This window comes from Kineosporia sp. NBRC 101677, from assembly GCF_030269265.1.
GTDB lineage: Bacteria > Actinomycetota > Actinomycetes > Actinomycetales > Kineosporiaceae > Kineosporia > Kineosporia rhizophila.
Genome location: NZ_BSTA01000012.1, coordinates 137,840 through 154,504 on the forward strand (window position 1 = coordinate 137,840; position 16,665 = coordinate 154,504).

The 16,665-nt window shown below is 68.8% G+C and carries 17 protein-coding genes; 12 read left to right on the forward strand and 5 right to left on the reverse strand.

What is annotated here, in order from left to right:
* The first annotated feature begins 14 nt into the window (after positions 1–14).
* From QSK18_RS29195 to QSK18_RS29220, 6 genes are read left to right on the forward strand one after another with little or no spacing between them, the layout of a single operon-like run.
* Positions 15–1,145, forward strand: a complete 1,131-nt coding sequence (locus tag QSK18_RS29195; RefSeq protein ID WP_232812185.1) for an FAD-dependent oxidoreductase — start codon at positions 15–17, stop codon at positions 1,143–1,145.
* 28 nt (positions 1,146–1,173) lie between these two features.
* Positions 1,174–2,115 carry a VOC family protein gene (locus QSK18_RS29200; RefSeq protein WP_232812184.1) on the forward strand — a complete coding sequence of 314 codons (942 nt, stop codon included), beginning with the start codon at positions 1,174–1,176 and terminating at the stop codon, positions 2,113–2,115.
* Positions 2,116–2,127: 12 nt separating this feature from the next.
* Positions 2,128–3,096 carry a fumarylacetoacetate hydrolase family protein gene (locus tag QSK18_RS29205; protein ID WP_285625724.1) on the forward strand — a complete coding sequence of 323 codons (969 nt, stop codon included), beginning with the start codon at positions 2,128–2,130 and terminating at the stop codon, positions 3,094–3,096.
* Positions 3,097–3,127: 31 nt separating this feature from the next.
* On the forward strand, positions 3,128–4,273 hold the full coding sequence (locus tag QSK18_RS29210; protein ID WP_285625727.1) for an alpha/beta hydrolase family protein: 1,146 nt from the start codon (positions 3,128–3,130) through the stop codon (positions 4,271–4,273).
* 5 nt (positions 4,274–4,278) lie between these two features.
* Positions 4,279–5,043 (forward strand): CoA transferase subunit A, encoded by a 765-nt coding sequence (locus tag QSK18_RS29215; RefSeq protein ID WP_285625731.1) that lies wholly within the window; start codon positions 4,279–4,281, stop codon positions 5,041–5,043.
* Positions 5,043–5,669, forward strand: a complete 627-nt coding sequence (locus QSK18_RS29220) for a 3-oxoacid CoA-transferase subunit B (protein ID WP_285625734.1) — start codon at positions 5,043–5,045, stop codon at positions 5,667–5,669. The genes QSK18_RS29215 and QSK18_RS29220 overlap by 1 nt, the downstream gene beginning before the upstream one ends.
* Before the next feature lie 39 nt (positions 5,670–5,708).
* Here the strand turns inward: QSK18_RS29220 and QSK18_RS29225 are convergent, their stop codons facing one another.
* Positions 5,709–7,610, reverse strand: a complete 1,902-nt coding sequence (locus QSK18_RS29225) for a pectate lyase-like domain-containing protein (protein ID WP_285625737.1) — start codon at positions 7,608–7,610, stop codon at positions 5,709–5,711.
* Between the two features lie 547 nt (positions 7,611–8,157).
* On the opposite strand from QSK18_RS29225, the gene QSK18_RS29230 reads away from it, so the two are divergent.
* Both QSK18_RS29230 and QSK18_RS29235 read left to right on the forward strand, forming a co-directional pair.
* Positions 8,158–10,080, forward strand: coding sequence for a PAS domain-containing sensor histidine kinase (locus QSK18_RS29230; RefSeq protein ID WP_285625740.1), 1,923 nt, complete (start codon positions 8,158–8,160; stop codon positions 10,078–10,080).
* A complete protein-coding gene (locus QSK18_RS29235; protein ID WP_232812177.1) occupies positions 10,073–10,510 on the forward strand; it encodes a response regulator in 438 nt (145 codons plus the stop codon). The genes QSK18_RS29230 and QSK18_RS29235 overlap by 8 nt, the downstream gene beginning before the upstream one ends.
* Positions 10,511–10,662: 152 nt before the next feature.
* On the opposite strand, the gene QSK18_RS29240 is transcribed toward QSK18_RS29235, so the two are convergent.
* Both QSK18_RS29240 and QSK18_RS29245 read right to left on the reverse strand, forming a co-directional pair.
* Positions 10,663–12,045, reverse strand: a complete 1,383-nt coding sequence (locus QSK18_RS29240) for a cellulase family glycosylhydrolase (RefSeq protein ID WP_285625742.1) — start codon at positions 12,043–12,045, stop codon at positions 10,663–10,665.
* Between the two features lie 192 nt (positions 12,046–12,237).
* Entirely contained in the window at positions 12,238–12,831 is a 594-nt protein-coding gene (locus QSK18_RS29245) for a TetR family transcriptional regulator (RefSeq protein WP_285625745.1), read from the reverse strand.
* 66 nt (positions 12,832–12,897) lie between these two features.
* On the opposite strand from QSK18_RS29245, the gene QSK18_RS29250 reads away from it, so the two are divergent.
* Positions 12,898–13,791, forward strand: a complete 894-nt coding sequence (locus QSK18_RS29250; protein ID WP_285625748.1) for a zinc-binding dehydrogenase — start codon at positions 12,898–12,900, stop codon at positions 13,789–13,791.
* 52 nt (positions 13,792–13,843) lie between these two features.
* A complete protein-coding gene (locus QSK18_RS29255) occupies positions 13,844–14,389 on the forward strand; it encodes a GNAT family N-acetyltransferase (protein ID WP_232812173.1) in 546 nt (181 codons plus the stop codon).
* On the opposite strand, the gene QSK18_RS29260 is transcribed toward QSK18_RS29255, so the two are convergent.
* On the reverse strand, positions 14,371–15,000 hold the full coding sequence (locus QSK18_RS29260) for a dihydrofolate reductase family protein (protein WP_232812172.1): 630 nt from the start codon (positions 14,998–15,000) through the stop codon (positions 14,371–14,373). The genes QSK18_RS29255 and QSK18_RS29260 overlap by 19 nt on opposite strands.
* A gap of 83 nt (positions 15,001–15,083) precedes the next feature.
* The gene (locus tag QSK18_RS29265; protein WP_232812171.1) at positions 15,084–15,506 is read right to left on the reverse strand and encodes an organic hydroperoxide resistance protein; all 423 of its coding nucleotides are present in this window, start codon (positions 15,504–15,506) and stop codon (positions 15,084–15,086) included.
* A gap of 112 nt (positions 15,507–15,618) precedes the next feature.
* On the opposite strand from QSK18_RS29265, the gene QSK18_RS29270 reads away from it, so the two are divergent.
* Both QSK18_RS29270 and QSK18_RS29275 read left to right on the forward strand, forming a co-directional pair.
* On the forward strand, positions 15,619–16,182 hold the full coding sequence (locus QSK18_RS29270) for a TetR/AcrR family transcriptional regulator (RefSeq protein ID WP_285625755.1): 564 nt from the start codon (positions 15,619–15,621) through the stop codon (positions 16,180–16,182).
* 47 nt (positions 16,183–16,229) lie between these two features.
* Entirely contained in the window at positions 16,230–16,640 is a 411-nt protein-coding gene (locus tag QSK18_RS29275; RefSeq protein WP_269810462.1) for a VOC family protein, read from the forward strand.
* Positions 16,641–16,665 lie beyond the last annotated feature (25 nt).

Sequence of the window (16,665 nt, forward strand, 5' to 3'; positions counted from 1 at the left end):
AAGGAGTCTGGGGCATGCCCGCAGTGCAGAACGTGCTCGTCGTCGGGGGCGGCGCCGCCGGTACGGCGGTGGCCATCCGGCTGGCCGACGCCGGTGTGGCGGTCGACCTGGCCGAGCTCAAACCCGAACCGATGGGCGTTGGTTCCGGGATCACGCTGCAGGGCAATGCCTTGCGGGTCCTGCGGCAGCTGGGCGTCTGGGAGCAGGTGCAGGCGGCTGGTTACGCGTTCGACAGCCTGGGCCTTCGAGCCCCCGACCCGGCCGGCACGCTGCTGGTGGAGATGCCCGACGACCGCACCGGTGGCCCGGACCTGCCCGCCACGGTCGGTATGCCCCGCCCCGAACTGGCCCGCATCCTGCTGGAACGGGCCGCCGACGCCGGCGTGAAGGTGCGCTTCGGCCGGACGGTCACCGGGCTGGAGCAGGACGGCGACGGGGTGGACGTGACCTTCGCCGACGGCTCGCGCGGCCGCTACGACCTGGTGGTCGGCGCCGACGGCATCCGTTCCAGCGTGCGCCGGCTGCTCGGGGTGGAGCTGGACACCAAGGCGGTGGGGATGGGGATCTGGCGCACGTTCGGGCCGCGTCCGGCCGGCGTCACCCGCACCGACCTGTTCTACGGTGGCCCCTCGTACATCGCCGGCTACTGCCCGACCGGCGAGAACTCGCTCTACGCCTACATCGTCGAGCCCGCCCAGGACCGTTCCACGCTGAGTGACGAGCAGCGGCTGTCCACCATGAAGCAGCTCGCCGAGGCCTACCACGGCCCCTGGGACGAGATCCGCGAGAACCTCACCGACCCGTCCCGGGTGAACTACACCTGGTTCGAGACGCACGTGCTGCCCGCGCCCTGGAACCGCGGCCGGGTCGTGCTGATCGGCGACGCGGCCCACTCCTGCCCGCCCACGGTCGCGCAGGGCGCGGCGATGGCCCTGGAGGACGGCGCGGTGCTGGCTGATCTGCTGCTGGGCGGTGAGCGGGTCGACGACGAACTCTGGGACGCCTTCACCGCCCGCCGCTTCGAGCGCGCCAGCACGGTGGTGGAGGCCTCCAACCAGCTGTGCACCTGGCTGCTGAACAACGAACGGGGCGACGTGCCGGGCCTGATGCACCGGGTCGCGCAGACCGTCAGCAGCCCTGCCTGAAGAATTCGGCTAGAGAAGGAATCGACCGATGACGACCGATCGCCTGATCACCCACCTGCGGCACGTCGACCTGGCGGTGCCCGACCACGCCCGGCAGCTGGCGTTCTACCGGGACAACTGGGGGCTGCGGCCCGAGCACAGCGACGGGAAGCTGACCTTCCTGGCCGCCGAGGGCTCGCCGGAGCAGTACGTGGTGCGCCTGCGTGAGGCCACCGACAAGCGCATCGACCTGATCGCCTTCGGTGTGGCCACCCGCGCCGACGTGGACACCCTGGCCGGCCGGCTGGCCGTCGACGGGGTGAAGCTGGTGCACGAGCCGCGTGAACTGGACACGCCCGGAGGCGGTTACGGCGTGCGGTTCTTCGACAACGAAGGACGCACGGTGGAAGTCAGCGCGGACGTGGCGGTTCGCGAGCACCGCAAGATCGAGAGCGGCGAGGACGTCCCGGTGCGCCTGTCGCACGTGGTGATCAACTCGGCCGACCCGGACGGCACCCGCCGTTTCTACGAGAAGCACCTGGGTTTCGCCCTCTCCGACACCCTGATGCACCCGCGGATGGGCGAGATGATGTGGTTCATGCGGATCAACGCCTGGCACCACAGCCTGGCGATCGCCCGGGGCCCGCACCCCTCCCTGCACCACGCCTCGTTCGAGCTGCGCGGCCTGGACGAGTACATGCGGGGCACCGGGCGGCTGCTGCGGGCCGGGGTGGAGAAGATCTGGGGGCCGGGGCGGCACCTGGCCGGCAACAACACCTTCAGCTACTTCCTCGACCCGCACGGCAACACCATGGAATACACCACCGAGCTGGAAGAGGTGGACGAGGACACCTGGCACCCGCACGTCTACGACTTCTCCAACCCGGAGGTCTCCGACCAGTGGGGCACCGCCAACGCGATGAACGAGTTCGTCGCCTCCCGCTCGTTCAACGACCCCGACCGCGGCCTCTTCGTCGCCCCGCCGGTGTGAGGGGCGGCTTTCATGCGTTTCGCCTCCTGGATCTCCGCAGGCGTGACCAAGGCCGGAGTGGTCGGCGACCACGGGCTGCACGCCTTCGACCCTGGCGTCAGTGTGCTGGACGTGGTGCGCTCCGGGCTGCCGACCGCACTGCGCCTGGGGGAGCAGACCCTGCACCGTCCGGCCGAGCCCCTGGAACGGGCCCGGCTGCTGCCACCTCTGCAGCCGCCCTCGGTACGCGACTTCGTCGCCTTCGAGGAACACGTCGAGGGTGTGGTGCGCAGCGTCGGCGGCTCTGACGGCACGGCTGTCGTGCCCGAGGAGTGGTACCAGGCCCCGACGTTCTACTTCACCAACCCCTACGCCCTGATCGGCGCCGAGGACGACGTCGCCGTGCCGCCCGGCTGCTCACTGCTCGACTTCGAGCTGGAAGTGGCCGCGGTGCTCGGGGTCTCGGGCTCGTCGCTGAGCGTGCCGCAGGCCCGGGAGGCGATCTTCGGCTACACCGTGATGAACGACTGGTCGGCCCGTGACCTGCAGCGCCGCGAGATGCGGGTGAACCTGGGCCCGGCCAAGGGCAAGGACTTCGCCACCACCCTCGGGCCCTGGCTGGTCACCGCCGACGAGTTCGAGGACCGCACCGACTCCGAAGGATTCCTGAACCTGAAGATGCAGGTGTGGGTCAACGACGAACTGGTGGGCGAGGACCTGCTGGCGAACATGGGCTGGCCGTTCGCCGAGCTCGTGGCCTACGCCTCGCGTGGCTCGCAGGTGCGCGCCGGTGATGTGCTCGGCTCCGGCACCAGCGGTAACGGTGGCTGCCTGGCCGAGTTGTGGGGGCGGCGGGGCGCCCAGGAGCCGGCCCCGCTGAAACCCGGTGATCTGGTGCGGATGTCGGTCGAGGGCATCGGCACCATCGCCAACCGGGTCGTACCCGGAATCTCCCTCCCACCCATCGCCCCGGCCCGCCCCCGACCGCGCAACCGGCGCTGACCGACGTCCTCAAACCGAAAGGCTGTGCAACGTGTTCGAGTACTTCCCCCGCAACTACCCCTGGAACCTCGGCGTGGTCGCCACCCTGAACTCCGGCGGCCTGATCGACGAGGTCGATCGGGCCTGCCGGCCGATCAAAGAGGCTGCGCTGCAGGGGGAGGACGGTGCTACCGCGGACTTCCTCGGCGCCTGGACCCGGCTCACCGACCAGCTCGTGGCCCAGGCCGAGGAGGCCGAGAAGGCCGGGCACACCCGCACCGCCGGGCAGCTCTACGCCCGGGCCACCAACTACCTGGCGCAGGCCGAACGGCTGCAGAGCACCGCCAACCCCGATCGGCTGGACTGCTACCGCCGCGTGCTCGAACTGCAGCAGAAGGCCTTCGACCTCAGGGACCCGAACATCTCCCGGGTCGAGGTGCCCTACGAGGGAACCACTCTGCCGGCCTACTTCTCGGCCGCGCCGGGGGAGGGGCCGCGTCCGGTCATGATCATGTTCAACGGCCTGGACTCGACCAAGGAACACATGTACGCGGCCGGCCACGCCCAGGAACTGGCCGCCCGCGGCATCTCCTGCCTGATGGTCGACTGCCCCGGCTCCGGCGAGGCGCTGCGTCTGCAGGGGCTCACGGCCCGGGTCGACTCCGAGGTCTGGGCCACGGCGTGCGTCGACTACCTGGTCGGCCGCGACGACGTCGACCCGGCCCGGATCGGCCTGGTCGGCTGGTCGCTGGGCGGCTACTACGCCCCCCGCGCGGCGGCGTTCGAGAAGCGGCTGGCGCTGGTGGTGGCCTGGGGGGCCAACCACAACTGGGGGGCCGTGCAACGGCGACGGCTCGAGCGCGAAGGCGAGCGACCCGTCCCTCATTACTGGGAGCACGTGCTGTGGGTCTGGGGGCACGAGGACCTGGACGAGTTCATCGAGTTCGCCGACCAGATCCACCTGGACGGGGTGGTCGAGCAGATCACCGTGCCGTTCCTGGTCGCGCACGGCGAGAACGACCGGCAGATCCCGCTGGAATACGCGCACCGCTCCTACGAGCAGGCGGTCAACAGCCCTCGGCGGGAACTGCGCGTGTTCACCCGGGAAGAGGGCGGCGCCGAGCACATCGGTCTCGACCACCTCTCCCATGTCAGCACTTTCGTCGCCGACTGGGTCAGCGACGTGCTCGGGAAGTGAGCCGGATGGACAAGGTGGTGAGCTCGGCCTCGGCCGCAGTGTCCGACATCCCCGACGGTGCCACGCTGGCCGTCGGGGGCTTCGGCCTGTGCGGGATCCCGGCCGTCCTGATCCAGGCGCTCCTGCAGGCGGGGGCGGGCGACCTGGAGGTGGTGTCGAACAACGCCGGGGTCGACGACTGGGGTCTGGGGCTGTTGCTGCCCGAGCACCGGATCCGGCGCATCGTGGCCTCGTACGTGGGTGAGAACAAGGAGTTCGCCCGCCAGTACCTCAGCGGTGAGCTGGAGGTCGAGCTGACTCCGCAGGGCACGCTGGCCGAGCGTCTGCGGGCCGGTGGCTCCGGTATCCCGGCCTTCTTCACCGCGACCGGCGCCGGCACGCAGGTGGCCGAGGGCGGTCTGCCCTGGCGCTACGCAGCCGACGGAAGCGTGGCCGTGGCCTCGCCGCCGAAGGAGACCCGCCGGTTCGGGGGCCGCGACCACGTACTGGAAGAGGCCGTCGTGGCCGACTTCGCGCTGGTGCGGGCCTGGAAGGGCGACCGGCACGGGAATCTGGTCTACCGCCGCAGCGCCCGGAACTTCAATCCGCTGGTGGCCCAGTGCGGCCGCATCACTCTGGCGGAGGTCGAGGAACTTGTGGAACCGGGCGAACTCGACCCGGACGCCGTGCACACCCCGGGCATCTACGTCGATCGGGTGGTGGTGCTGAGCGCCGAACAGGCCCAGGACAAGCGGATCGAGAAGCGCACTGTGCGGCCGGGAGGATCGTGATGGGCTGGACCCGTGAGCAGATGGCGGCCCGGGCCGCCCAGGAGCTGACCGACGGATCCTACGTGAACCTCGGGATCGGCCTGCCCACACTCGTCCCCAATTTCGTTCCTGACAGCGTGGAAGTGGTTCTGCACAGCGAGAACGGGATTCTCGGGGTGGGGGCCTACCCTTCCGAGGGTGACGTCGACGCGGATCTGATCAACGCGGGCAAGGAGACGGTCACGATCCGGCGTGGGGGAGCGATCTTCGACTCGGCCACCTCGTTCGGCATGATCCGCAGCGGCCGTATCGACGTCGCCGTGCTCGGCGCCATGCAGGTCTCGGCCGCCGGCGACCTGGCCAACTGGGCCGTGCCGGGCCGGACCATCAAGGGCATGGGCGGCGCGATGGACCTGGTGAACGGGGCCCGACTGGTGATCGTGCTGATGGAGCACGTGGCCCGGGACGGCTCGTACAAGGTGGTGCAGGAGTGCTCGCTGCCCTACACCGGCCGCGCCGTGGTGCACCGGGTGATCACCGACCTGGCCGTCCTGGATGTCACCCCTGCGGGTCTACGCCTGGTGGAACTGGCCCCGGGAGTCACGGCCGATGAGGTGCGGAAGAAGTCCGAACCGGTTCTTCTCTGAACGGGCGGGGTGGTCCACCTGGACCACCCCGCCTTCGTCTCAGAGGGTCGAGATACGCTGCACCGCAGTCATCCCGAACACGGTCTGGTTCGGTGCGGTGGCATCCACCGCCGGGCCGTCGTCGTTGAGCATGTGCCGGATCCCGCCGCCGCCGGCGATCACTCCGGTGGCCAGAGAACGGAAGCTTACGCCGGGCAGACGGGGTGCCTCGGCTGCGCTGGAGGCGTGCACCTGGATGCCCTGGAAGCCGGCGGTGAAGAGCGAGTACACCACCAGGCCGGTCACCTTGTGGGTGCGCACCCCGCTGCCGACCACGTAGGAGGCGTAGCCCTCCTTGGCTCCGTTCATCCAGGCTGCCTGGTTCGGCGGGTCGTAGGGCATCTCGCTCTGGTAGAAAACGGTCTGCCCGCGCTCACCGTTCCAGATCACCTGGTGCTTCTGGTAGTGCTCGACGAACAGGCCCAGAGCGGTCACGTCGTCACCGTTCACCACCAGGCCGGTGTCGGCGCGGTTGACGTCCCAGCCGATCCCGGTGCCGTGGTCGCCTCGCCAGAGCCAGGTGTGGTCGAGGATCACGTGGTTGCTGTTGACCTGCACGCTGGTGTTGGCCTGACCGGCGCGGGGGCCGCCGACCCGGACGAACAGGTCCAGCAGGGCAGTGGGGTTGGCCGCCAGCCCCGCTGCCGCGTTGGAGGGTCCGACCTGCACCAGCACGTCGGCGTCGGGACCCGAGTCGACGGTGAGGCTGGAGACCACCACGCCGGGCACGTCACCGATCTCCAGGGCTCGGGTCCGGGCGGCCGGGGCGAGGGTGGCGTAGCCGAGGCCCATCACGACGGTGTCGGCCCTGGTCACCCGCAGCGGCGCATTCAGGGCGTAGACGCCGGGGGTGAGCAGCAGGTGCTTTCCCGAGGCCAGGGCCGCGTTGATCGTGGCGGCGGACTGGCTGGGCCGGGCGATGTGGAACTGCTCGATCGGGATGTACCGTCCGGCCGAGGCGTTCGTCGACCAGGCGGGCCCGGAGGTGTTGCGCTTGGCCGCCGGTACGAACACCTTGTAGGCGCCACGGTCGAAGACCAGGAACGGGGCCTCCCGCGAGAGCGGGGTCTGGGCCAACGTGGTCTTGTCCCCGGGGGCGAAGTTGGTGGCCGGAGCGCCCTGCACCCCCGAGAACACGTAGCTGACGCCCTTGCCGTCCCAGCGCCCGATCCGGCTGTTGCGGGTGAGCCACTGGGCCTGGGCGTATTCGCGGGTCGCGTCGCCGCTGATCACCGATCCGTCCACCACACTGTCGGCGGTGTACGTGCCGAAGGCGGTGGCGCCGTAGCGCCCGGTCAGATCCAGGTTGCCCTTGATGTGCACCCGGCGCAGCGGAGCCGCCTGCGAGACCGCCCAGCGCATGGTGTGCGGTTCTGCGATGCCCTCCGGCCGCGGGCGTTGCGCGTCGGCACCGACCGGGCGCTGGATCGGGTTGATTGCCAGATTGCTCAGCGAGCGCCAGAACTGGGTGAGAGAGGTGGAGGTGCCGTCGGCGTTCTGCACCGGCTCCACGTGCAGGGCCCCGTGGACCAGGACGTCATCGGGGGAGGCACCCAGGCCTGCGATCGAGGTGTAGTAAACCACTTTCGAGTTGACGATCCCGGTTGCCGTGGACGGGTTGTCCTGCCCGGCGGCGCTTCCGTAGACACCGGGCTTGAACAGCACGGCGTGCCGGTTGCTGCTGAACTCGGCCTCGCCCGAGATGCCCTGCAGATAGGCGTTGATCGTGGCGACCGGTGTGGACGGGTCGAAGATCTTCACGTTGGGCCCGAAGTCGGGCTCGGCTGCGGCAGCTTGGGCTCGAGGTGCAGCGATGCCGACGGCCAGGGCGCCCACCGCAGTGGATTTCAGGAACAGGCGTCGTGGGTGGGAAGACGGGCTCCCCGAAGTGGACTGGGACACGGGCAACTCCCGGATTGATCCGCCGATCTCCGATGACTGGCGGTCTGTATCCGGAATCATGCTCAACCGGTTAATTTTTCGGAAATTACTCATCCGGATGCATCGCATCCGCCTGACGGATGTCACTGAACGAGGCGCCGTCGCTGAGGAACCCACCGCCACGAGCACCAGGCCCGCCGCGTCCTCCGGCTGAGTCGGCCTCAAGGTGATCAGGTACGGATCGACCTTGGCGCGGGCTGGATCCGCAGGCCGAACCCGAACAGCCTGAGCAGGTCCGGATCCCGGGATCTCCAAGGATGGGCGTACAGGCCTCGATGGTCCAGGCCGTGCAGACAATGATCACGCCGCTACCTGGGGGGGTCGTCAGAACCCAGATGCCCCGAGCGGAACCGGAGCATTGTTCGCGTCCTGGCCAGGTCCGCCAGGACACGCCCACCTTGGCCGGCGTACGTGCCGATCTAGGACGAGCTCAAGAATCTGGCCGGCGGGCCGATGACAACGCCGGGTCCGCGTCGTTCTACTGCCTCCATCGATCGGAACTCAGGGCATGGAAGAATCGCCACGCAGCAGTCAGGGTGAAGAACCCGTCGTCGGTGCTTTTGCAGTTCCTGAACCTAGGGGCGACGACGGGATCGAGATCGGGTTGGCCGGTCTGCTCGAAGTGGCTCCCGACGCCATGGTCGTGATCGATGGTGACGGGCGGATCGTTGCTTTCAACGCCAAACTCACGAAGCTGTTCGGGTACGACAGCAACGCATTACGTGGTCAGGCAATCGAGGCCCTGATACCAGAGCGGCTGCATGCTGGGCACGTGCTGTTGCGCCAGCAGTACATGGCGGCGCCAGTAGCTCGGCCGATGGGCCGGGAGCAGGAACTGCCGGCTCGCCGGTGCGACGGGTCCGAGTTCCCGGTCGAGATCAGCCTGGCGCCTTTGCCTGGTCTGGCGGGGACACCGACTCCGGGCGGCAACGTGATCGCCGCCGTCCGGGACGCTTCCGAGCGTGTACGGACGGGACGGCGGATCAGCCGGTTCTTGGACGCTGCCCCGGACGCGATGATCGTGACAGACCGGGACGGCCTGATCCAGTTGGCCAATGCACAGACACTGGCCCTTTTCGGATACTCCGCAGATGAACTGCGCGGGCAACCGGTCGAGATCCTGGTGCCGCCGGAGTCCCGGGCCGATCATCCGCGCCGACGGGCCTCGTTCACGGATTCCCCGACGACCCGGCCGATGGGGTCGGGCCTGGAGCTGGAGGGTATCCGCAAGGACGGCTCCCGGGTTCCGGTCGAGATCAGCCTTGCCAGCGTCGAGGACGAGGGTGATCTCCTCGTGATCTGCACCGTCCGGGACATCAGCGAACGTCGCCTCGCGGACGCTGACCGGGCGCATCTCGTCGCCCTGGTCTCTTCCGCCCGGCAGGGACTGCTCACCCTGGACCTGACCGGAGAGATCACCAGTTGGAACGCCGGCGCGCAGGAGATCTTCGGGTTCAGCGCCGCCGACATGGTCGGCCGGTCCTGGACGGTGCTGGACTCGCCGGAGCAGAGCGAGGACTCCTCTGGGACGGTGGCCCGGATCCTGGCGGGCGAGCAACTGCACCCGTTGGACACCGCCCGCCGGGACCGACACGGCCAGGACGTGGAGGTGTCCATCTCCCTGGCGCTGATCCAGGATCGACACGGCCGGCCGGCAGGTGTCTCGGTGGTGATCGAGGACATCGCCGAGCGCAAGCGGGACGAGCGGGAACTGATTGCCGCGAAGGCCGCAGCTGAGGCGACCAATCAGGAACTGGAGGCCTTCAGCTACGCCGTCGCGCACGATCTGCGGGCCCCCTTGCGAGGGATCGACGGTTTCGCCCAGGCCCTGGTCGAGGACTACGGCGATGTCCTGGACGATGTAGGCCAGGAATACCTGGGGCAGGTCCGTACATCATCGCAGTACATGGCGAGCCTCATTGACAGTCTGCTCCTGTTGTCCAAGCTCAGTCGGCAGGAACTCTGCCCGGTGGCCGTGGACCTCAGCGCGTTGGCGGCCCAGAGCATCCAGCGGTTGCGGGCCGCGGATCCGCAACGTCAGGTCCAGGTCGAGATTCAGCACGGTCTGCTCGCTCTGGCCGACAGTGGACTGATGAGCGTGGTTCTGGACAACCTGCTCGGAAATGCCTGGAAGTACGCCGCCGGAGGCCAGGACGCCCGTATCGAGTTCAAGGCGACCGAAGAGCGGGGCGTTCCCTGCTACGTCGTGCGCGACAACGGTGTGGGTTTCGACATGGCTTACGCCGGAAAACTCTTCGGAGTATTTCAACGGCTGCACCCGATCAGCGCGTTCGAAGGACTGGGCATCGGCCTGGCCACCACCCAGCGGATCATCAGCCGGCACGGCGGCCGGATCTGGGCTCAGGGTGAAGTCGGCAAGGGCGCGAGCTTCTACTTCAGCCTACCGATGAAGGAGAGCCATCATGTCTGAGCCGTACATCCTTCTCGTCGAGGACAACCGGAGTGATGAGGCCCTCACCCTGCGGGCGCTGAGGAAGGGGGGTCTGACCAACCCGGTGGTCGTCGTCCGCGACGGTGCGGAGGCGCTGGACCAGGTCTACGCGCGGGGGGCCTTCGCCGATCGAGAGCCTGGCCTGCCTCTGGTGGTGTTGCTCGACATCAATCTGCCGAAGATCAGCGGCCTTGACGTGCTGCGAGACCTGCGTTCTCACCAGCACACGCGCCTCCTGCCCGTCGTGGTGCTCACCTCCTCACATGAGGACATCGACCTGAAAGAGGCTTACGTCGAGGGTGCGAACAGCTACGTGGCCAAACCGGTCAACTTCACCGACTTCGCCGCGAAAGTCATGCAGGTCGGGCTGTACTGGACACTCGTGAACAACGGCCCACCATCGTCCTGACCCTTCTCTTCCAGAATTCAGCCATCGATCGATGCCGCGTGGAGGTAGGGCCGAAGGTAGCTGGCCGCTGTTGCCCGGATCCCGGTGCGATCCGACCCGGGACCGATCCGGGTCGGATCGCACGGGCGTTCATCCTCGCCGTGCCTTCACACTCACGAAGCCGAGCACGAAGCCACCGAGACACCACTGGCCGGGCCGGCTCCCTGGAACCCGAACTCGGTGCTGGCTCCCGCCGCCAGGTTTCCGTTCCAGGAAGCGTTGGCCACCTTGTTGCCGCCGCTGAGAGTTCCGTTCCATGCGGTGGCGATGGAGGTCCCGGAGGGCAGGGCCAGGGTGACCGACCAGGTCCTGACCGCGGACGAACCGGCCGTCACCTTGACCGAACCGGTGAAGCCGCCACCCCAGGAGCTGCTGGTGGAGTACACCGCCGTGCAGGCGCCGGTGGGAGGAGTCGCCGTCGGTTCGGTGGTGCTGGTCGGGGTCACGGTGGGAGTGGGGGACGGGCCACCGAAGATGCTGGCCGTCTTGGCCGTGGACTTGATGCCGTTGGCGCCGTTGAAGATCCGGGTGCCCCACGGGGTGAACGCGGTCGGGCCGAAATTGCTCACCATGTCGAGGTACTCGACCCCGCCGCCGTTGCCGGACCACGACCAGCCGTAGTAGCCGAGCCCCAGGCGGGTGGTCTCCGCCATGATCGTGTCCTCGTCCGGGTCGCCGTCCGAGTGCAGGTTCCCGAACTCGCCCACGATGATGGGCAGGTTCTTGCTGGTGAAGGCGGCCAGGTAGTCCTTGACCTCGCTCGCGGTGTCGAACACGCCGTACATGTGCACCGAGAAGACGGTGTTGGCGTCCGGGTCGGCGGCGAACACGGTGGCGGCGTTGTTCCGCATCGTGAACGACCAGTCCTGCCCCCAGTTGGGCGCGTCGACGATGATCTGGTTACGCAGCCCGTTCGAACGCAGTTTCTGGATCGCCGCAGAGGTTTCCGAGGTCCAGTTGCTCACGTTGCTGCCGTTGCCGAACGGCTCGTTGCCGATGTTCAGTTGGACGTAGTCCTCCTGGCCGACCAGGGCCGACTTCACGCTGACCCAGTAGTCGGCGGCCGCGTCCAGGGAGGAGGCCGCGGCCTCCTCACCGTAACCGGTGGTGTCGTGCACCTCGAGCATGCAGATCAGCTGGTTCTCCTTGCACTGGCTGATGATCGAGGTGATCTCGCCGGCGCTGGTCCTGGTCCACCGGGCTCCGGAACTGAGCACCACCCGCAGGGCGTTCGCCCCGGCCGCCCTGACCGCGGGGATCGTCGCCGCGGTCTGGGAGGGGTACCAGGCGTGAGGGTGACTGACTCCGCGGGCCACGAACGGGGTGCCGTTCTTCTCCACGATCTTGCTGCCGGAAACGTGCAGGCCGGGTGGGGTGGCCGCCTGGGCCGTCGGCATCGATTCGACGAGGAAGGCCAGAACGGCGGCCAGGGCGACAGCGGTGAGAACGATCCAGGAGCGGGTGGTCTTGCTCGTCCTTGCGATCTGTGTCAGCAACTCCGACATCTCCTTTGGTGGCGAAGGGCTCAAATCTCAGGTCGGGAGAGGCCTCTCGGACATGCGACTGCGATTGCACTGTAGGACGGGTCAAGCGCTCGGACAAGGAAATGGTGCGGCGCTGTGAATAGCCGCACGCCAGGCTGCCGAAGAGGGCGGCAATCCCTGAAAATCTTTCAGCGAAGGGGATGCTCAGCGCAGGTCCGGGCTGACCACTGCGACGTGGACGAGGGCGATCAGGCGATCAAGGTCGGCCGCGGCCGGTTCGGCGGCCCACTGCTCGCGGGCCCAGTCGAAGGCTGCCACCAGCAGGTTCAGGCACAGCCGGGGGCGCGGGTCGGTGGGCTGGTCGAACCCGTAGCGGGCGGCCAGCAGGGCCAGGCTCTGCCGGGTGGTGTTGTCGCAGAACTCCAGACCGTGGGCCCGGATCGAGGGGGTTGCTTCGATCAGTTGCTGGCTGGCCAGCGCCTGGGCCTGCCACTCAGGCTGCGGCATCGTGCGCAGAGCCTGCTCGAGGGTGTCGCGCAACAGTTCCAGCAGGGGCACGTCGCGGGGTTCCGCGGCCTGGAGGTCGATCAGGAACCGGCGCCACAGGAAGTGCAGCGGTTCCAGGGCAAGGTCTTCCTTGCTGGCGAAGTAGCGGAAGAAGGTGCGCTTGGAGGTGTCAGTGGCAGCGCACAGTTCATCGAGGGTGACGGCACCGAACCCGCGCCTGGTGAACAGGCCGAGCCCGGTGCCGACCAGTACCTCGCGGGTGTGCGCCTTCTTCCGCTCGCGCAGTGACATGCAGCCGACCCTACCCCTTGAAGTGCCCCTTGTCGGCAAGTGCCACTCAGGGGCACTATTGCTCGCATGCTTGCTCTGGTGAAGGACAGCACCGCGGCGCAGGGACTGCGTCTGGGCGAGGTGGCCGACCCGCGGCCGGGCCCGGACCAGGCCCTGATCAGGGTGCGGGCGATCTCGCTGAACCACGGCGAGGTGCGCCACGGGTTGCCGGACCTGGCCGAGGGGGTGGTTCCGGGCTGGGAGTGCGCCGGTGTGGTGGAGCGGGCTGCCGAAGACGGCAGTGGCCCCCAAGTAGGGACGTCGGTGGCGGTGTTGGGCGTGTCGGGGGCATGGGCCCAGTTGCGGGCCGCGCGAGCAGATGACCTGGTCGTCGTCCCTCCGGACAGCGATCCCGGGGCGATGAGCACGGTGCCGGTCGCTGCCACCAGCGCGCTGCGCGGACTGCACCGGCTGGGGCCGGTTCTCGGCCGCAAGGTGATGATCTCCGGCGCCTCGGGGGCCGTGGGGCGGTATGCCGTGCAGCTGGCCCGGATGGCGGGAGCGCAGGTGGTGGCCACGGCCCGCAGTGGATCCGTGCAAAGGGCCGACGAGGTGGTGCGCACGCCCGCCGAGCTCTCCGGGTACGTGCACGGTGTGCTCGACATGGTGGGCGGGGCGAACCTGGTAGAGGCCTACGCCAAGCTGGCACCCGGCGGGACTCTGGTGTCGATCGGGCGCTCCGTCGTCGCGGACACCGTCTTCCCGTTCGGCGCCTTCGGCGGTGACGGTGGGCGCAACCAGCGCTCCATCCAGTCGTTCTACCTCACCGACGAGCCGGACCTCGTCCCCGACATGACCTGGCTGGCCTCGCTGGTGGCCGACGGGACGTTGAGCGCACCCATCGACCACCGGGCCGACTGGCGCGACTTCGCCGACGCCCTGACCGGAGGCCGGGGAAGATGGGTGCTCGACGTGTCGTGATCTTCGCTCCGACCTGGGTGTTCTCGCACCGCCGACACGTAGGATGAACGCCATGAACTCTCAGCAACCGGGGCGGGTCGAGCTGGTCGTGCCCACGGTCCGGCTGGCCGAGAGCTGGCGGGAGGCGCGGGACGAGTGGCCGGCCGAGGTGGTCCGGGAGGGAACGCCCCTGCGCCCGGTCACCGACCTGTCCACCGACGAGGGGTTCGCAGCCTGGGTGCATGCCCTCTGCGCCCAGGCCGACGAGCTGCGCCGGCCTGCGGAGGGAATGGTGCACGCCACCCACTGGTGGATCACCGACGGCGAGCGCTACCTGGGAGCCATCGACCTACGTCACTACCTGAACGGGTTCCTCCTGCACGCCGGCGGCCAGATCGGTTACAGCATCCGGCCTTCCGCCCGAGGCCAGGGCCTGGCCACCTGGGCCCTGGGTCAGGTGCTCGGACGGGCCCGGGAACGCGGGCTGGAAAAGGTGCTGCTGACTTGCGACGAGGGGAACCTCGCATCCAGGAAAGTGATCGAGCGCAACGGCGGCGTGCTGGAAGACGTGCGCCAGACCAGCATCGGTCTCAAGCGCCGCTACTGGATCGCCTGCTGACGCGAGCCGTCCGCGCGGCGGTAGCGGATGTGCGTGGTCAGCGGTGAGTGCAGCACTTCCACCGGCTCGAAGCCGAAAGACTCCACCCCGTCGAACATTCGCTCGCCCGAGCCGAGCAGGGTGGGGGCGATGTCGAGGGTGAGTTCGTCGATCACGCCGGCGTTCAGGGCCTGCCGCACGGTGGAGGCGCCGCCGGCGATGTCCACGCCCTGGCCCTGGGCGGCCTCGACGGCCCGGGCGTAGGCGGCCTCGAAACCCTCGGTGACGAAGTGGAAGGTGGTGCCGCCCGCCATCTCGATCGGCTCGTGCGCGTGGTGGGTGAGCACGAAGACCGGCGCGTGGTAGGGCGGTTCGGTGCCCCACCAGCCGCGCCAGTCCTCGTCCCACTCACCGCGCACGGGGCCGAACATGTTGCGGCCCATCACGTAGGCACCGCGCGGACGCATCAGCCAGCTGTTCGCGATCTTGTCTGCCTCGGTGGCTCTGGGATCGCCGATGTGCCAGCCGTGCAGCTCCACGCCCCGTTCGCCGAGCGGGGTCTCGCGGCTCTGGCGCGGCCCGGCGACGAAGCCGTCGAGCGAGATCGACATGTGGCAGGTGGTGTCCGGCATCGGCACTCCCGGGATCGCACGGTCGTCGGGCTGAAGTCCGTCGACACGTTAGCGGCTGTGTCCCGGTGGTGAGCACTCCTCGCTCAGGCGACGGTGGTCTCGAGGGTGACCGGGATGTTGCCGCGGGTGGCGTTGGAGTAGGGGCACACCTGGTGGGCGGCCTCGACCAGCTGCTCGGCGGCGGCCTGGTCCAGCCCGCCGATCTCGACCGCCAGGGTGACCTCGAGACCGAAGCCGCCCTTGCCGTTGTCGCCGATGCCGACCTCGGCGGTCACCGCGGTGTCGCGGATCTCCACCTTGCCCTGGCGGGCCACGCCCTTGAGGGCGCTGTGGAAGCAGGCCGCGTAACCGGCCGCGAACAGCTGCTCGGGGTTGGTCGCGCCGCCGGCGCCGCCCATCTCCTTCGGGGTGGCCAGCTCGACGTCGAGAACGCCGTCGGAGGAACGGGCGTGGCCGTTGCGGCCGTCGCCGCTGGCCGTCGCGACGGCGGTGTAGATGCTCGGCATGAGGATGCCTCCCGTGGCGTCGTTAGGTAATAGAACGGTCTGTCTCATTCATCAGATCAGAGAACGGACGGAACCGTCAACGCCGGTCAGGACAGGACTTAAGGTGAACGTCATGAGTGTCACGGGCCGCAGGCTTCCTGCCCGGGAACGACTGCTACGGGCCGCCGGTGAGGTCTTCTACCAGGAGGGCCTGCGTGCCACCGGCGTGGACCGCGTGGTCGAGCACGCGGGGGTCACCCGGGCCACGTTCTACCGTCAGTTCCCCTCGAAAGAGCTTCTGCTGGTCGCCTACGTGCAGGCCCTGAACACGGCGGTGCGGGAGTACGCCGGCCCGGTCCCAGAGGGCGCCGACGACGCGGCGGCCTGGCTGCTGCGGTTGACCGAACGGATCGCGGCCGAGGTGTCGGCGCCCGGCTTCCGGGGCTGCCCGTTCATCAACGCGGCGGCGGAGTTCCCCTCGGCGGACCATCCGGTGCGGGTCGCGGTGGCGGCCCACCGCACCTGGCTCGAGGACGAGGTGGCCCTTGCCCTCGAGCGTTCCGGGCAGGAGAACACCCGCGAAGGGGCCCGACGGTGGCTGGCCCAGCGCGACGGCGCGATGGTGGGGGCCTACCTGGGCAGCGCCGAGGCCGCCGCGGCCACGCTGGTGGCCGCGGTCAGTGATCTCGTGCGGTGACCTCGGCCGAGAACTTCATGATGGACGAGTGTCTCAGGGGAGCGACGATGGCTGACGATGTTTCGGTGCGGGTTGATGGGGGCGACGACGCAACCGATTACGGCTATCGCCTGCATCATGTCCAATTGGCCATCCCTCCCGGGTCCGAGGACGCCGCCCGTGAGTTCTACGTGAAGGTTCTGGGCATGCTGGAGGTCCAGAAACCACCGGTGCTGGCGGCACGGGGTGGGTTGTGGGTGCGGGCTGATGCACTGGAGATCCATCTGGGGGTCGAGCCGGACTTCGTGGCCGCCCGGAAGGCCCATCCGGGCATCCTGGTGCAGAACATCGACAAGCTGGCCGAGGTCCTACAGAGGGCCGGGGTGCCGGTCAGCTGGGACGAGCATTTTCCCGGTCACCGCCGCTTCTACGCACCGGATCCGTTCGGCAACCGGCTGGAATTCCTGCAACCAGAGTAGGTGCCCGGCCGGGCTGGCACTGGTC

Excerpts from the sequence above, each read along its gene's own strand:
- QSK18_RS29230 (WP_285625740.1), top strand. The coding sequence starts at position 8,158 with ATGGAAGAATCGCCACGCAGCAGTCAGGGTGAAGAACCCGTCGTCGGT.
- QSK18_RS29250 (WP_285625748.1), top strand. The coding sequence starts at position 12,898 with ATGCTTGCTCTGGTGAAGGACAGCACCGCGGCGCAGGGACTGCGTCTG.
- QSK18_RS29195 (WP_232812185.1), top strand. The coding sequence starts at position 15 with ATGCCCGCAGTGCAGAACGTGCTCGTCGTCGGGGGCGGCGCCGCCGGT.
- QSK18_RS29260 (WP_232812172.1), bottom strand. The coding sequence starts at position 15,000 with ATGCCGGACACCACCTGCCACATGTCGATCTCGCTCGACGGCTTCGTC.
- QSK18_RS29265 (WP_232812171.1), bottom strand. The coding sequence starts at position 15,506 with ATGCCGAGCATCTACACCGCCGTCGCGACGGCCAGCGGCGACGGCCGC.
- QSK18_RS29275 (WP_269810462.1), top strand. The coding sequence starts at position 16,230 with ATGGCTGACGATGTTTCGGTGCGGGTTGATGGGGGCGACGACGCAACC.
- QSK18_RS29245 (WP_285625745.1), bottom strand. The coding sequence starts at position 12,831 with ATGTCACTGCGCGAGCGGAAGAAGGCGCACACCCGCGAGGTACTGGTC.
- QSK18_RS29205 (WP_285625724.1), top strand. The coding sequence starts at position 2,128 with ATGCGTTTCGCCTCCTGGATCTCCGCAGGCGTGACCAAGGCCGGAGTG.
- QSK18_RS29200 (WP_232812184.1), top strand. The coding sequence starts at position 1,174 with ATGACGACCGATCGCCTGATCACCCACCTGCGGCACGTCGACCTGGCG.
- QSK18_RS29215 (WP_285625731.1), top strand. The coding sequence starts at position 4,279 with ATGGACAAGGTGGTGAGCTCGGCCTCGGCCGCAGTGTCCGACATCCCC.
- QSK18_RS29220 (WP_285625734.1), top strand. The coding sequence starts at position 5,043 with ATGGGCTGGACCCGTGAGCAGATGGCGGCCCGGGCCGCCCAGGAGCTG.
- QSK18_RS29255 (WP_232812173.1), top strand. The coding sequence starts at position 13,844 with ATGAACTCTCAGCAACCGGGGCGGGTCGAGCTGGTCGTGCCCACGGTC.
- QSK18_RS29235 (WP_232812177.1), top strand. The coding sequence starts at position 10,073 with ATGTCTGAGCCGTACATCCTTCTCGTCGAGGACAACCGGAGTGATGAG.
- QSK18_RS29270 (WP_285625755.1), top strand. The coding sequence starts at position 15,619 with ATGAGTGTCACGGGCCGCAGGCTTCCTGCCCGGGAACGACTGCTACGG.